Annotated in this window: 14 protein-coding genes and 1 riboswitch; all 14 genes read left to right on the top strand. The window is 46.7% G+C overall.

Translation table 11 applies throughout. The annotated features are described in order from the left end of the window. Positions 1–142: 142 nt before the first annotated feature. The 14 genes from GTQ38_RS18145 (at position 143) to metF (ending at position 15,507) form a co-directional block, all read left to right on the top strand. On the top strand, positions 143–1,315 hold the full coding sequence (locus GTQ38_RS18145; protein WP_161436984.1) for a trans-sulfuration enzyme family protein: 1,173 nt from the start codon (positions 143–145) through the stop codon (positions 1,313–1,315). 35 nt (positions 1,316–1,350) lie between these two features. Beyond that, positions 1,351–1,761: an RrF2 family transcriptional regulator gene (locus tag GTQ38_RS18150; protein ID WP_161436985.1), complete on the top strand. Its 411-nt coding sequence runs from the start codon at positions 1,351–1,353 to the stop codon at positions 1,759–1,761. A 221-nt stretch (positions 1,762–1,982) separates the two neighbouring features. Further along, on the top strand, positions 1,983–2,246 hold the full coding sequence (locus tag GTQ38_RS18155) for a DUF2061 domain-containing protein (protein ID WP_161436986.1): 264 nt from the start codon (positions 1,983–1,985) through the stop codon (positions 2,244–2,246). A gap of 16 nt (positions 2,247–2,262) precedes the next feature. Further along, positions 2,263–2,886 (top strand): phosphoadenosine phosphosulfate reductase domain-containing protein, encoded by a 624-nt coding sequence (locus GTQ38_RS18160; protein WP_161436987.1) that lies wholly within the window; start codon positions 2,263–2,265, stop codon positions 2,884–2,886. 69 nt (positions 2,887–2,955) lie between these two features. After that, positions 2,956–3,858 (top strand): sulfate adenylyltransferase subunit CysD, encoded by a 903-nt coding sequence (gene cysD, locus GTQ38_RS18165; RefSeq protein ID WP_161437179.1) that lies wholly within the window; start codon positions 2,956–2,958, stop codon positions 3,856–3,858. A gap of 9 nt (positions 3,859–3,867) precedes the next feature. Further along, the gene (locus tag GTQ38_RS18170) at positions 3,868–5,118 is read left to right on the top strand and encodes a sulfate adenylyltransferase subunit 1 (RefSeq protein ID WP_161436988.1); all 1,251 of its coding nucleotides are present in this window, start codon (positions 3,868–3,870) and stop codon (positions 5,116–5,118) included. 106 nt (positions 5,119–5,224) lie between these two features. Beyond that, positions 5,225–7,315, top strand: coding sequence for a HEPN domain-containing protein (locus tag GTQ38_RS18175; RefSeq protein WP_161436989.1), 2,091 nt, complete (start codon positions 5,225–5,227; stop codon positions 7,313–7,315). Further along, complete coding sequence (cobA, locus tag GTQ38_RS18180) at positions 7,308–8,072, top strand: uroporphyrinogen-III C-methyltransferase (protein ID WP_161436990.1); 765 nt, start codon at positions 7,308–7,310, stop codon at positions 8,070–8,072. Before GTQ38_RS18175 ends, cobA begins: the two co-directional genes overlap by 8 nt. Further along, entirely contained in the window at positions 8,072–8,725 is a 654-nt protein-coding gene (locus GTQ38_RS18185; RefSeq protein ID WP_161436991.1) for a precorrin-2 dehydrogenase/sirohydrochlorin ferrochelatase family protein, read from the top strand. Before cobA ends, GTQ38_RS18185 begins: the two co-directional genes overlap by 1 nt. A gap of 13 nt (positions 8,726–8,738) precedes the next feature. After that, entirely contained in the window at positions 8,739–9,803 is a 1,065-nt protein-coding gene (locus tag GTQ38_RS18190; RefSeq protein WP_161436992.1) for an NAD(P)/FAD-dependent oxidoreductase, read from the top strand. 149 nt (positions 9,804–9,952) lie between these two features. Next, positions 9,953–10,069: riboswitch (SAM riboswitch) on the top strand. A gap of 201 nt (positions 10,070–10,270) precedes the next feature. Then, complete coding sequence (locus tag GTQ38_RS18195) at positions 10,271–11,272, top strand: homocysteine S-methyltransferase family protein (RefSeq protein ID WP_161436993.1); 1,002 nt, start codon at positions 10,271–10,273, stop codon at positions 11,270–11,272. A 39-nt stretch (positions 11,273–11,311) separates the two neighbouring features. Then, positions 11,312–11,671 carry a four helix bundle protein gene (locus GTQ38_RS18200; RefSeq protein ID WP_161436994.1) on the top strand — a complete coding sequence of 120 codons (360 nt, stop codon included), beginning with the start codon at positions 11,312–11,314 and terminating at the stop codon, positions 11,669–11,671. After that, the gene (gene metH, locus GTQ38_RS18205; protein WP_161436995.1) at positions 11,668–14,382 is read left to right on the top strand and encodes a methionine synthase; all 2,715 of its coding nucleotides are present in this window, start codon (positions 11,668–11,670) and stop codon (positions 14,380–14,382) included. Before GTQ38_RS18200 ends, metH begins: the two co-directional genes overlap by 4 nt. A gap of 171 nt (positions 14,383–14,553) precedes the next feature. Next, positions 14,554–15,507, top strand: a complete 954-nt coding sequence (gene metF, locus GTQ38_RS18210; protein ID WP_161436996.1) for a methylenetetrahydrofolate reductase [NAD(P)H] — start codon at positions 14,554–14,556, stop codon at positions 15,505–15,507. Positions 15,508–15,519: the final 12 nt, after the last annotated feature.

Here is a 15,519-nt window from a genome sequence, read left to right on the forward strand (position 1 = left end):
AAGACAGTCATTCTGAACGGAAGGTGAGAAGGATAAAATTGCAGTGAACAGTCCCGATAGCTATCGGGAGTAAGCAGTAAAGAGTGGGTAATGATTTAACGGAGGATTTGGAATTGCCCCCTGGTTCCCCCAACAGATAAATATGAAAAACAACCGATTTGAAACCGAAGCGATACGAACCCAGATAGAGCGTTCACAATTCCTGGAACATTCCAGTCCCATGTACCTTACCTCCAGTTTTGTGTTTGAGGATGCGGAAGATATGAGGGCCGCCTTTGCGGAGGAAACGGACCGAACAATTTATTCTCGTTACGCGAATCCCAATACCTCGGAGTTTATAGACAAGGTATGTAAGATGGAAGGTGCTGAAGATGGATTTGCCTTTGCCTCTGGCATGGCGGCGGTTTTCTCCACCTTTGCGGCATTGCTCAATAGTGGGGATCACGTATTGTCTGCCCGTAGCATTTTTGGCTCTACCCATAGCCTCTTTACCCAGTTTTTCCCCCAGTGGGACATCAGACATACTTATTTTGGAACGGAGGAAATTTCAAAGATCGAAGAATACATCCAGCCAAATACTCGAATGATCTACGCGGAATCCCCTACCAATCCCGGGGTGGATATCCTGGATCTGGAATTCCTGGGAAAAGTGGCCAAAAAGCACCAGCTTATTTTGGTAATAGACAACTGCTTCGCATCGCCGTATTTACAGCAACCCATAAAGTTCGGGGCGGACCTTGTGATCCATTCAGGTACCAAACTTATGGACGGCCAGGGTAGGGTATTAGGAGGCATAACGGTCGGGAAGAGAGAATTGATAGATCGTATTTATCGCTTTGCCAGAATAAGTGGCCCGGCACTTTCTCCATTTAACGCCTGGCTATTGTCCAAAAGCCTTGAAACCCTGAGTGTAAGGGTAGATCGTCATTGCGCGAATGCCCTGAAACTGGCGGAATTCCTGGAAACCCACTCCAAAGTGAATTGGGTGAAGTACCCCTTTCTAAAATCACATCCACAGTACAACCTGGCCAAAAAACAGATGAAAGCCGGAGGAAGTGTAGTGGCCTTTGAAGTAAAAGGAGGGCTAAAGGAAGGCAGGAGATTTTTTGACCGGGTGAAACTGCTTTCGCTCTCAGCCAATTTGGGAGATACACGTAGTATCGTTACACACCCGGCATCCACCACCCACAGTAAGTTATCCGAGGAAGAACGCCTTGGAACGGGGATTACAGACGGCATGGTCCGGGTCTCTGTAGGACTGGAACATATTGAAGATATTATCCGGGATATAGACCAGGCTTTAGGTAGCGACTAAGAAGGGAATCGCTCTATTTTTCCTATCTTAGTACTATGCTTTCCAAAAAGACAAAATACGGCTTGAAAGCCCTATCTTATTTAGCGTCTCAAGAGAAGAACCAACCCATTCAGATTGCCGAGATCTCCAGGCATGAAAATATCTCCCAGAAGTTTTTGGAGAGCATTCTGCTAAGCCTTCGAAAAACCGGGTTTTTAGGCTCAAAAAAAGGCAAGGGCGGAGGCTATTACCTCATTAAGGAACCTTCTGAAATCCCTATGACCGCGGTAATGCGGGTTTTGGAAGGGCCCATAGCAATGGTTCCCTGTGTGAGTCTGAATTTTTATGAGAAATGCGATGATTGCCCGGATGAAGCCAGTTGCGCTGTTCATAAACTGATGATCCAGGTAAGGGATAGCGCCCTGGACGTATACCGGAACACTACTCTGGCAGACCTTGTCCTCTAGCTTAGAACATCGCAGTACATCAAATCAACTCAGTCCGCAATCAGTTCCGTAACAATACTGTGCTTTTATTGCAAAATTGGTAATAGAGCCGGGGAAATCTTAAAAATCTACTAAAACTATAGGATAAACATAATATTCGGGTAATTTTAACGTCTAAGATTAAAAATAAATACTATGTTTGTTTATCCTATTAAATCTATGGGATAATTAAAAATCGAAACATGCTTACAGACCAATTCGTAATAAGTAAAGAGCGTTCCAGGAACGACTACAAACGTGACAGAAGCTCTGAACATCCTAAACGAAGTATCGCCAAATCCATTAGCTGGCGAGTGATTGGAACACTGGATACCATCATCATTTCCTGGATTATTACCGGAACACTGACCCTGGCCTTTTCTATTGGCCTGGTAGAATTAGTGACCAAAATGGTGTTGTATTTTTTTCATGAAAGGATCTGGAACAGCATCTCCTGGGGTAAGTAGTTAGAGCGAAAGTATTATGATACTGAACAAGGAATCACTTCAGGAATTAAACGCCCGCTTTAAAGGGGCGGAGCCTCAGGAAATCATTTCCTGGGCTATTAACCAGGCGGAAAAACCCGTGCTTACCACCAATTTCAGGCCTTATGAGGTCGCAATACTTCATGCGGTCACTGAGGTAAAGGGAGACATTCCCGTGATTTGGTGTGATACCGGATATAATACTCCAAATACCTACAAACATGCCGAAGAGTTACAAAGGAGGCTTGACTTGAATATCAAGCTGTACGTACCTGCTCAAACATCGGCTCACCGTGATGTGGTTTTGGGAATTCCGGGAGTAGAGGATCCCAGACATGCCCTGTTTACGGAACAGGTCAAATTGGAACCTTTTCGCAGGGCTATGAAAGAGCACCAACCGGATCTGTGGTTTACCAACCTGAGGAAAGGACAAACCAGTCTGAGGGATACTCTGGACGTGCTGAGCGTAAGCAAGGATGGAGTGCTCAAAGTAAGTCCGTTTTACCACTGGAGCGATGCAGAATTAGATGCATATCTCGCCAAGAACGAACTGCCTAACGAGCACAAGTATTTTGATCCTACAAAAGTTTTGGAAAACAGAGAATGCGGTTTACATACCTAATAAAAACCTACAATAGTGAATACAGAAACAACATTAGCATTGGAAAAACAGCCGCTTTCACCGGAAGCTATCACCAGCAGGGTACAAGCGAATGCCCTGGAGAACGAAGCGATCTACATCTTAAGGGAGGTAGCCGCTCAATTTGAGCGTCCGGTACTGCTTTTTTCGGGTGGGAAAGACTCTATTACCCTGGTACGCCTGGCGCAAAAGGCGTTTTATCCCGCCAGGATACCATTTCCTTTACTGCATATAGACACCGGGCACAATTTTCCGGAGACCATAGCCTTTAGGGATGAACTGGTTAATGAACTTGGGGTGGAACTGATCGTTCGTAATGTTCAGGATTCCATAGACCAGGGGAAAGTGGTGGAAGAGACCGGTAAATATGCCAGCAGGAATACCCTCCAGACCACTACACTACTTGATGCCATAGAAGAGTTCAAGTTCGACGCATGTATTGGTGGTGCCAGGAGGGATGAGGAAAAGGCAAGGGCCAAAGAGAGGATCTTCTCTGTCCGGGATGACTTTGGGCAGTGGGATGAAAAGAACCAACGGCCGGAGCTTTTTGATATGCTTAACGGGAATATTGAAATAGGCCAGAATGTCAGGGTTTTCCCCATTAGTAACTGGACCGAATTAGACGTTTGGAGCTATATACAGAAAGAGGGTATAGACATTCCCTCCATCTATTTCGCTCATGAACGGGAAACTTTCCTCAGGGACGGGCTGATCTGGTCTGCCCAGGACGATATTGTTTTTCGTGCGGAAGACGAGGAAGTTGAATCCAGATGGGTTCGCTTTCGAACGGTAGGCGATATGTCCTGTACCGCCGCGGTGGAATCTCATGCAGATACCATTGACAAGGTTGTGGCCGAAATAAGGGATTCTAAAATCTCGGAAAGAGGGGCCCGGATCGATGACAAACGCTCCGAGGCGGCTATGGAAAAAAGAAAACAACAAGGATATTTTTAGAAGAAGGCAATGGAAGTACTTAAAATAGCAACCGCCGGAAGCGTGGATGACGGCAAAAGCACCTTGATCGGAAGGCTGTTGTACGATACAAAATCACTGACCGAAGACAAGCTTGAGGCTATAAGGAAGAGCAGTGAAAAGAAAGGTTATGATTACCTGGATTTTTCCCTGGCAACGGACGGTTTGGTTGCAGAAAGAGAGCAGGGCATCACCATTGATGTGGCCCATATCTATTTTTCAACCCCTACCCGTAGCTATATTATCGCGGATACCCCCGGGCATGTGGAATACACCAGGAATATGGTCACAGGAGCCTCCACTTCGCAGGTTGCCATCATTCTTATCGATGCGCGGAAAGGTGTGATAGAACAAACCTACCGCCACTTCTTTATCAATAATCTATTGCGTGTAAAAGACGTAATTGTGGCCGTTAACAAGATGGACCTTGTAGGTTATTCCGAAGAGATATTTAATGATATCCGTGAAAACTTTGAGCTGCTGAATGAAAAAAGCACCTATGGGGAACAACGACTGAATTACATTCCGGTTAGCGCTTTGAAAGGAGACAACGTTGCGGCCAGATCGGAAAATATGCCCTGGTACGAAGGTGAAACCCTGTTGGAACACCTTGAGAAATTAGAGATTGCCGATGTGTCCGATAAAAGTAAATTCAGATTTCCGGTACAAACGGTTATACGCCCAAAGACGGAAGAGTTTCACGATTTCCGGGGTTATGCCGGTAAAATATACGGTGGCGACCTAAAAGTAGGAGACGAGGTTACCGTATTGCCATCTCTGAAGACCTCCAGGATAAAAGAGATCTTCTTTTTTGACCAAACATTCGATAAGGCTGGGGCCGGAAGTTCCGTGACCCTGACCCTGGAAGATGAGATCAATATTACCCGTGGGGATATGCTCGTGAAAACGGATGAATTGCCTCGTGTGGAAAAAGAGATCAATGCGATCGTTTGCTGGATGGACAACAAACAATTGCGTCCGGGCACCAAATACATCGTGCAACATAACACCAATAGTGTACTGTCTAAAATTGATGTCATAAGAAATAATATCGCCACGGATTTTAGTGGTGTTCTTGAAGCCAACAATCAATTGGGTCTTAACGAGATCGGCGAGGTACAAATAAAACTCAGTAAGCCTATTTTCTATGACGACTATACGGAAAACAGGTCCAACGGAGCATTTATCCTGATAGATGCGCACACCAACGCAACCGCAGGAGTAGGTTTTATTAATGGCTAAGAAGACAGGCTAATACGAAGAAAAAAGCCGAAGGAAGATAGGTTTTTGCGTTTATAAATCTATTAAATCTATAGGCAAAATATATTAAAAATTAAGACGCTGAATTATGCAGAGTTTTAGAACAGAGATTGAGAATCCCGTAGTTGAAAAAGACATCATTGAGCTGGAGAAAAAGATCCGCCAGTTCAAGGAGGGAGAGCTTGATGAAGAAAAATTCCGTAGCCTCAGGCTAGCCCGTGGGGTTTACGGCCAGCGTCAGCAAGGCGTACAGATGATACGCATAAAACTACCTTACGGTAAGGTACGCGCCAATCAACTTCGGAGGATCTCCGATGTGGCCGATGAGTACTCCACCGGACGGCTGCATATCACTACCCGGCAGGACATTCAGATCCATTATGTGGAATTGGAGCGCACCCCGGAACTTTGGGCGGAGTTGGAGAAAGACGATGTTACCCTCCGTGAAGCTTGCGGAAATACCGTTCGTAATGTAACTGCCAGCGAAACGGCTGGTATAGACCCGGAAGAACCCTTTGACGTTTCTCCCTATGCTCAGGCAGTTTTTGAGTACTTCCTCAGAAATCCTATTGGACAGGAAATGGGACGGAAATTCAAGGTATCTTTTTCCGCCTCAGACGCGGACACCGGACTCTCTTACATGCACGACCTGGGATTCATTGCCAAATTGGAAAATGGAGTCCGGGGATTCAAAGTAATGCTCGGAGGTGGTCTCGGATCCCAACCAAGACATGCGGATGAACTGTATTCCTTCCTGGCTACAGATAAGATCGTTCCTTTAATGGAAGCTGTAATACGGGTTTTTGACCGCTATGGCGAACGCAAGAGTCGAGCCAAGGCGAGAATGAAATTCCTTTTAAAGGATGTAGGACTGGACGGTTTCAGAGAACTGCTTCAGGAAGTCCGGCCGGCGGTTCCTTTCGAGACTTACCCGATCGACTTTGAATCCTATCCGGAAATCAAAGTATTAGAAACCAAAGTTCCTGAAGTGAGGATAACAGACCAGAAGGCCTTTGAATATTGGAAACAAACCAATCTGGTAGCCCAAAAGCAAGAGGGGTATGTAGCTATAGGGATCAAAGTTTTGCTCGGGGATTTTTATACGGATAAGGCGAGATTGTTGGCAGATTTGGTTGAGCGGTATGCCGCAGGGGAGATCCGTCTTTCCTTGCGCCAGAACATCCTGATCCCTTACGTAAAGGAAGAGCTGGTGCCTTATTTCTATACGGAACTAAAAAAACTTGGTTTCGCCGAAGCCGGCTATAATAAGGCCCTGGATATTACAGCCTGCCCCGGAACGGATACCTGTAATCTGGGTATTGCCAGTAGTACCGGAATCGCAGAAGAACTGGAAAGGATAATCAAAGCGGAGTACCCTCAGTACATAAGCAATCCTGATGTGGTGATCAAGATAAGCGGTTGTATGAACGCCTGCGGGCAGCACAATATGGCCCATATCGGTTTTCAGGGAATGTCTATCCGTACAAAAGACAAACTGGTAGCCCCGGCCCTTCAGGTTTTACTGGGCGGCGGCAATCTCGGAAACGGTAAAGGACGCTTCGCTGATAAAGTCATTAAGGTTCCAAGTAAAAGAGGACCTCAGGCCCTACGCCTGATCCTGAACGATTTTGAGGCCAATGGCAAGGGCGCGACTTACGATGCCTATTATGCGGAACAAGGAGAACATTACTTTTATGACCTCCTGAAACCCCTTGCGGATATTGAGGATCTCAAACCTGAAGACTTTATAGATTGGGGTAATACGGAACGCTACAAGAAGGCCATTGGTATTGGTGAATGCGCCGGGGTGGTCATTGATCTCGTAGCTACCTTATTGTTCGAGAGTGAAGAGAAGATCCAAAAAGCTTCTGAAACCCTGGAAGAAGGGAAGTGGGCGGCAAGTATCTACCACTCCTATGCTTCTATGGTGAATTCAGCCAAGGCACTGCTTACGGCAGAGAAGGTAAAAACAAATACTCACGCCAGCATCGTAAAGGATTTTGATGCACTATTCGTAGAGAGCGGAAAACTGAATCTGGGAGGCTCTTTTGAAAAACTGGTACTGCAGCTCAATGAAAATGAGCCTACAGCAGACTTTGCCAGGACCTATTTAGCGGATGCCCAATCTTTTTTAAAGCAGATTGAAAACCACAGAAAGGAGGAGTTGGCCTATGCCTAAATCGCCAAAATTAACGGTGATCGGCGCCGGACCAGGCGCAGTAGATCTCATTACAATCCGTGGTGTAAAGGCACTGCAGCAGGCCGATGTAGTTTTATACGACGCCCTGGTAGACACCCAATTGCTGGATTACGCCCCGGAAGCAGAACATATTTTCGTCGGAAAGCGCAAAGGCTGCTATAGTTACCATCAGGAGCAGATCAACGAACTTATCGTAAGCCGGGCGCACGACCAAGGGCACGTAGTACGACTAAAAGGAGGAGACCCCTTTGTTTTTGGCCGGGGGGCCGAAGAAATGACCTATGCGGCAGAACACGGACTTGAAGTGGCCATGGTACCTGGGATTTCCTCTTGTATAGCAGTTCCGGCAGCGCAAGATATCCCGGTCACCAAAAGAGGAGCTGCGGAGAGTTTCTGGGTGATTACCGGGACGACAAAAGAACATAAATTATCGGACGATGTGGCCCTGGCGGCCAAGTCCAATGCAACAGTGGTCATCCTCATGGGGATGTCTAAACTGGACCAGATCACTGCCCTTTTCAAAAAGGAAGGGAAAGCGGATATTCCCGTTGCTGTGATCCAAAACGGGACCTGGGATAACGAACAAATTGCCCTGGGCACCGCGAATACGATACTCGCTGAGGTAGAAAGCAAGGCATTGAAGAATCCCGCTATCATTATCATTGGGGAGGTAGTACGCCATAAAACGGCCTTAGAAGCCATCCGCCGGGAGTTGATTTTAGAAGAAATTAGTTAATGGAACGCAATAATCTATACCCGATCTTTTTAAAGACCAGTCAGCTGCATGTGCTGATCGTGGGAGGAGGCTACGTGGCCGAGGAAAAATTGCAATTCCTTACCAAGTCGAGCCCTGATGCCAATATAACACTGGTATCTCCGATGTTTCGTCCGGGGACCCTGGAATTGGCAAAGCGGTTTAAGGCCGATTTGATTACGGATTTCTACGATACCAAATATCTGGAGGGAAAGCATCTGGTGGTGGCTACCACAGACAAGCCGGAACTGAATATTCAGATCTATAAAGATTGCAGGGGCCTGGACAAACTGGTGAACGTAGCGGACAATCCACCTTATTGCGACTTTTACATGGGTGGTATAGTTACCAAAGGCAATGTAAAGGTGGCCATTTCTACAAACGGGAAATCGCCTACCACAGCCAAAAGACTACGGCAGTTTTTTGAGGAGGTATTGCCGGACAACATCAATGAAATGGTACAGAATCTCAATGCTTACAGAAAAACACTTAAAGGCGATTTTGAGTACAAAGTAGATAAAATGAATGAGGTCACTAAGACCCTGGTAGATAAAAACGAATCCCAAATAAGCAGGTCAGAGGTATCCGCAGATCTAAAAAAGGAGCAGGAGACCACCAAGGCCGTAAAAATTTAAAGAGTAGAAAACTATGATCAAAACAGATATCATAATTATCGGAGCCGGGCCAACTGGCTTGTTTACAGTGTTCGAAGCCGGCCTGCTAAAGATGAAAACACACCTGATAGACGCCTTACCCCAGCCGGGAGGGCAGTGCTCGGAGATCTATCCCAAAAAACCCATCTACGATATTCCGGCCTATCCGGAAATCCTCGCAGGAGATCTTGTAGACCGGCTCATGGAGCAAATCGCGCCTTTTGAACCTGGTTTTACCCTGGGAGAACGGGCGGAAACCCTGGAAAAACAGGAAGACGGTTCCTTTGTGGTGACCACCAATAAAGGCACGCAGCACCAGGCCCCCGTGGTCGTGATCGCTGGTGGTTTAGGTTCATTTGAACCTCGTAAACCCCCAATTGTGAATATCGCCGACTTTGAAGATAAAGGGGTCGCCTATATGATCAAGGATCCCGAGGTATACAGAAATAAAAAAGTGGTTATTGCCGGAGGTGGGGACTCTGCATTGGATTGGTCTATTTTTCTGGCCGATGTGGCCTCTGAAGTTGCCCTGGTGCACCGACGAAACGAATTCCGTGGTGCCCTGGATTCTGTGGAAAAAGCCGCGGAGCTGGCAAAACAGGGAAAAATAAGGCTCTACACCGAGGCCGAAGTAAAAAAACTTTATGGCGATGAGCAATTGGAAGCCGTGGTGATAAAACACAACGATCCGGCCAAAGGGGAGACCTATGTGGAAACGGATCACTTCATTCCGCTATTCGGACTTTCACCCAAATTGGGGCCCATAGGCGATTGGGGTCTGGAAATTGAGAAAAATGCCATCAAGGTAAACAACTCTTATGACTACCAGACCAATATTCCAGGCGTTTACGCCGTGGGTGATGTAAATACCTATCCGGGGAAGTTAAAACTGATCTTATCCGGTTTTCACGAAGCAGCGGTAATGTGTCAGAGTGCTTACCAGCTCGTTAATCCGGGCAAGCGCTATGTGATGAAATATACCACAGTTGGTGGAGTAACCGGCTTTGATGGCTCTAAGAAAGAAGCCAAAAAAGAGGTAGTACAGAGCATTGTAATGTAGTGTTTTTTAGTTTATTATTAGCTCTGAACCCTTTGGTCCGAAAGGATCAAGGGGTTTTCTCTTTTTAGCTCCGGATATAAAATTGGCATTTTGCTTGTTTTTCATAAGCCTGAGTACTTACTTTGCACAGAGTTCATTACAATCTGTAATTGTTATCAAGAAAGGTGGAGGGAATAGACCCAATGAAACCTTAGCAACCCTTTTCCCCGGAAATCGGGACAAAGAAGGTGCTAAATTCTACTCGATCCCGCATCGATAGCTATCGACTGCAGCCGGGAAAGGGCAGATAACGCAAATCAAGACACCGTCTTTCTTTTCACTTACTTGATAATACAAAAATATGGGGCGCCCCCTGAAACTCGCTATAGCGTAGTTCAGGGACGGGCTTTCGGTAGTCGCTTCCCAACCCCTTTCCGGGGCGTTGGGAGAGCTTCGACAAAACCTCAATCCCTGGCGCGAAAGTAATTATGAAGCATATAGAAGAAATTTTAAAAGAACGTATTCTGGTCCTGGACGGGGCTATGGGTACCATGTTACAACGGTACAAATTTACCGAAGAGGATTTCAGAGGTGAACGGTTTAAAGACTGGCCCTCTCCGCTACAAGGGAATAATGACCTCCTTTCACTGACCCAGCCGGAGGCCATTGCCGAAGTACACCGCAAGTATTTTGCGGCTGGTGCTGACATTGTAGAGACCAATACATTTTCCGGTACCACTATTGCCATGGCGGATTATCAAATGGAAGACCTGGTCTATGAGCTGAACTTTGAATCGGCCAGAATAGCCCGGGCCGTGGCGGACGAATTTACAGCCAAAGAACCGGAAAAACCTCGTTTTGTGGCTGGTAGTATGGGCCCGACCAACAAAACCGCAAGCATGTCGCCGGATGTCAATGACCCTGGCTTTAGGGCAATATCCTTTGAAGAACTGCGGAAGGCTTATAAAGAACAGGCCGAGGCGCTCATAGAAGGAGGATCGGATCTGTTGCTGGTGGAAACCATTTTTGATACCCTTAACGCCAAAGCAGCCCTCTTTGCAATTGAAGAAGTAAAAGAAGAAAAAGGGGTGGATATTCCGGTCATGGTAAGCGGAACCATAACAGATGCCTCCGGCCGTACACTATCCGGGCAAACAGCGGAAGCATTTCTGATCTCGGTTTCCCATATTCCCATCCTCTCCATAGGTTTTAATTGCGCGCTTGGGGCAAGCCAACTGGTACCGCATTTGGAAGTGATCTCGGCCAAATCAGACAAGGCCATTTCCGCACACCCTAATGCCGGACTGCCAAATGCATTCGGGGAATATGACGAGACCCCTGAACAAATGGCCACTCAAATCAATGAATACCTGGAAAAAGGCCTTGTAAACATTGTAGGAGGTTGTTGCGGAACCACTCCGGATCACATCCAGGCTATCGCCCAACAGGTGGAGAAATATAGTCCTAGGGAGTTGTTGGTTGTTGGTTGATGGTTGATAGTTTGGAGTATAAGGTTAGTAGTTGTTAATATGGAATATACCGAATTGGAGGTCTGGAAAAAGGCCAGAGCGCTTGTTAGTATGATTTATACATTAACTAAAGAGTTTCCGAAAGATGAGCAATATGGGTTGACCTTGCAACTAAGGAGATCGGCCATTTTAGTTCCTTCTAATATTGCTGAAGGCTGTGGCAGGCGAACCGCAACGGATACTATTCAATTCCTGCATATTGCGAGAGGCTCCTTATATGAATTGGAAACCCAACTTTACCTTGGTTTCGATCAGGCGTTTATAAGCAATGATAGATTTGATAAGCTATTTGAACGAATTGTTGAGTGTAAGAAATTGTTAAAAGGTTTCATCAATTATTATAAAAAGAACAAATCATGATAACTGATAAACCCTATCAACGATCAACTATCAACGATCAACTCCAAACCAGGTACCTAAAGTTATCCGGTTTAGAGCCGCTGGTGGTTACTCCGGAAAGTAATTTTATCAATGTAGGGGAACGGACCAACGTGGCCGGGTCCCGGAAATTCCTGAGGCTTATCAAGGAAGAGAATTACGAAGAAGCCCTGGAAATTGCTCGCCACCAGGTAGAAGGAGGGGCTCAGATCATTGATATCAACATGGACGATGGCCTTATTGACGGTAAAGAGGCCATGGTTAAATTCCTGAATCTCATCATAGCCGAACCGGATATTGCCCGGGTCCCAATTATGATAGACAGCTCCAAATGGGAGATCATCGAGGCAGGATTACAGGTGGTGCAGGGGAAGTGCGTGGTAAATTCCATCAGCTTAAAGGAAGGTGAGGAAGAATTTATCCGTCAGGCCAAACTCATTCGTCGTTATGGGGCGGCCGTAATTGTGATGGCATTTGATGAAGTGGGGCAGGCCGATACCTATGAAAGGCGGATTGAAATTGCGGAACGTTCGTATAATATCCTGGTCGACCAGGTTAAGTTTCCTCCCGAGGATATCATTTTTGACCTCAATATTTTTCCCGTAGCTACGGGTATGGAAGAGCACAAACGCAATGCCATCGACTTTATAGAGGGAACCCGATGGGTGAGGGAAAACCTGCCTTACTGTAGTGTGAGCGGGGGCGTGAGTAACGTATCTTTTAGCTTTAGAGGGAACAACCCGGTTCGCGAAGCTATGCATTCGGTCTTTCTCTATCACGCCATTCGGGCAGGAATGAATATGGGGATTGTAAACCCGGCCCTGCTTGAAGTTTACGATGATATTCCCAAAGACCTGCTGGAGTACGTAGAAGACGTAATCCTCAACAGAAGGGACGATGCCACGGAACGGCTTTTGGACTTTGCCGAGACCGTAGTGGGTAAGGCCAAAGAGTCTAAGGCTGATCTTTCCTGGAGGCAGGAGCCCTTACAGGAGCGTATTACCAGGGCCCTGGTAAAAGGAATAGATCAATACATAGAAGAGGATGTAGAAGAGGCCAGATTGGCGTCTTCCAAACCCATTGAGGTTATAGAAGGTCATCTGATGACAGGCATGAACGTTGTTGGAGACCTTTTCGGGAGCGGTAAGATGTTCCTGCCACAGGTAGTGAAATCGGCTCGAGTGATGAAGAAGGCCGTGGCCCACCTTACTCCATTTATTGAGGCTTCCAAGGCAGAGGGTACGGCAGGAGCCGCAGGGAAGATACTGATGGCCACAGTAAAAGGCGATGTTCACGATATAGGCAAGAATATCGTTAGTGTGGTGCTGGCCTGTAACAATTACGAGATCGTAGACCTTGGGGTGATGGTACCTCCTGAGAAGATCATTCAGGCCGCTCGTGAGGAGCAGGTAGACATTATAGGACTAAGTGGCCTGATAACTCCTTCCCTGGACGAAATGGTCTTTCTGGCCAAGGAAATGCAACGCCAGAAATTTCAAGTGCCATTGCTGATCGGCGGAGCTACTACCAGCAAAGCCCACACAGCGGTAAAAATAGATCCGCAATACCATTCGGCGGTTGTTCATGTGAACGACGCCAGCCGGGCGGTTACCGTAGTAGGAGACTTATTGCATAAAGAAACCTCGGGAGATTACAAAAAGTCTATCAAGGTAGATTACGAGGCATTCAGGGACAAATTCCTTCAAAGGGGTAAACAAAAAGAATACCTGGACCTTTCTACTGCCCGCGCCAACCGATTTCAGATAGATTGGCCGGCTTTTGATCCTGTGAAACCCTCAGAACCAGGGATTCAGTTGATCCCCGACCTTGATCTGGGACTTCTGGAGGATTATATTGACTGGACACCCTTTTTCCGAAGTTGGGATCTACACGGAAAATTCCCCCAGATCCTGGAAGACCAACTTGTAGGTGAACAAGCCACCGAACTCTACGAAGATGCTCAAAAAATGCTGAAGGAGGTAATAGCTAAAAAGCAACTTAAGGCCAAGGCCGTCTTTGGGCTTTTCCCTGCGAATTCTGTAGATGGGGATGATATAGAAGTCCAGGTAGATGGTAACAGCCACATATTCAGGACCCTGCGCCAGCAGCTGAAGAAAAAGGCCGGGGTTCCGAATTTTGCGCTTTCGGATTTTATAGCCCCGAAAGAATCCGGTTTGCAGGATTATATGGGTTGCTTCTGCGTTACTGCAGGTTTTGGAACACGGGAATTAGCAGAAGCCTATGAAAAGCAGCTGGACGATTACAGCTCTATCATGATAAAGGCACTGGCAGACCGGCTGGCTGAGGCATTCGCGGAATACCTGCACAAACAGATCAGGGTGAAGCATTGGGGTTATGCCGGAACAGAGAAGCTGACGAATGAGCAACTGATCAAAGAGGAATACAAGGGGATCCGGCCGGCTCCGGGATACCCCGCCTGCCCGGATCATTTGGAAAAGCTGACCATTTGGGAGATCCTGCGGGTAGAAGAACAAATTGGGGTGAAACTGACAGAAAGCCTGGCCATGTGGCCGGCAGCCAGTGTAAGTGGCTACTATTTTGGGAACCCGGAAGCCAGGTATTTCGGTCTTGGAAAGATCACGGAAGAGCAAGTGGCTGATTATGCCAGCAGAAAAGGAATAGCCGAAGACGAAGCAAAAAAATGGCTGGCACCCAATATAGTGGATAATTGATCGTTAGGTGGGTGCATATAAAACATAACAAAAGGCCGCGTAAGGGATAGAAGCGACATCCCCTGAAGTAAATTTCATTACTTCAGGGATAAAGCGGATAGCCCGTCCCTGAACGAACGAAGCGAGCTTCAGGGGACGCCCAAATAATAAAAAGAGAATTTAAAATACCAAATGAAGGTTACGGACCATATTAAAAATGCCAAAGGAGAAACACTTTTTTCCTTTGAGATCATACCTCCGGTAAAGGGGAAAAGCATTCAGGAATTATACGACAACATTGAACCGCTGATGGAGTTTAATCCTCCCTTTATAGACGTTACCACCTCCAGGGAAGAGTACGTTTATATAGACCGCGGCGGACTGCTGGACAAGAAACTAACGCGTATGAGGCCGGGAACCGTAGGGATCTGCGCATCCATTAAGCATAAATACGATGTGGACACCATCCCACACGTGCTTTGTGGCGGTTTTACCAAGGAGGAAACTGAATACCTGCTGGTTGATTGTCATTACCTGGGGATAGACAATATTATGGCCCTGAGAGGAGATGCCATGAGGGAAGAGCAGTATTTTGAACCTACAAAGGGCGGACATGCCTATGCTTCGGACCTTATCTGCCAGATCCGAAACCTGAATAACGGTCAGTACCTGCACGAAGTTATTGAAACAGACAACTGTTCGGATTTCTGCATCGGGGTGGCCGGCTACCCGGAAAAGCACATGGAAGCTCCCTCCCTTAAAACAGACCTCAAATGGTTAAAGCACAAGATAGACCTGGGCGCAGATTATGTGGTTACCCAGATGTTTTTTGATAACCAGAAGTATTTCGCTTTTGTAGAGGCCGCCAGGGAAATGGGGATCAACGTACCCATAATTCCGGGAATAAAACCCATTGCTGTAAAAAGGCATATGCAACTGCTACCCCAAGTTTTCAGGACCGACCTTCCGGAAGCGTTGATTGAAGCCGTAGAGGCTTGCAAGGACAATAAGGAGGTGCGGCAGGTAGGAATAGAGTGGGCCATTGCGCAATCCAAAGAGCTCAAAGAAGCTGGTGTACCGGTACTTCATTACTATTCCATGGGCAAGTCGGATAACATCAAGAAAATAGCAAAAGCCGTATTTTAATAGGCCGTTTGC

The sequence above is a fragment of the Poritiphilus flavus genome (genome assembly GCF_009901585.1).
Lineage (GTDB): Bacteria > Bacteroidota > Bacteroidia > Flavobacteriales > Flavobacteriaceae > Poritiphilus > Poritiphilus flavus.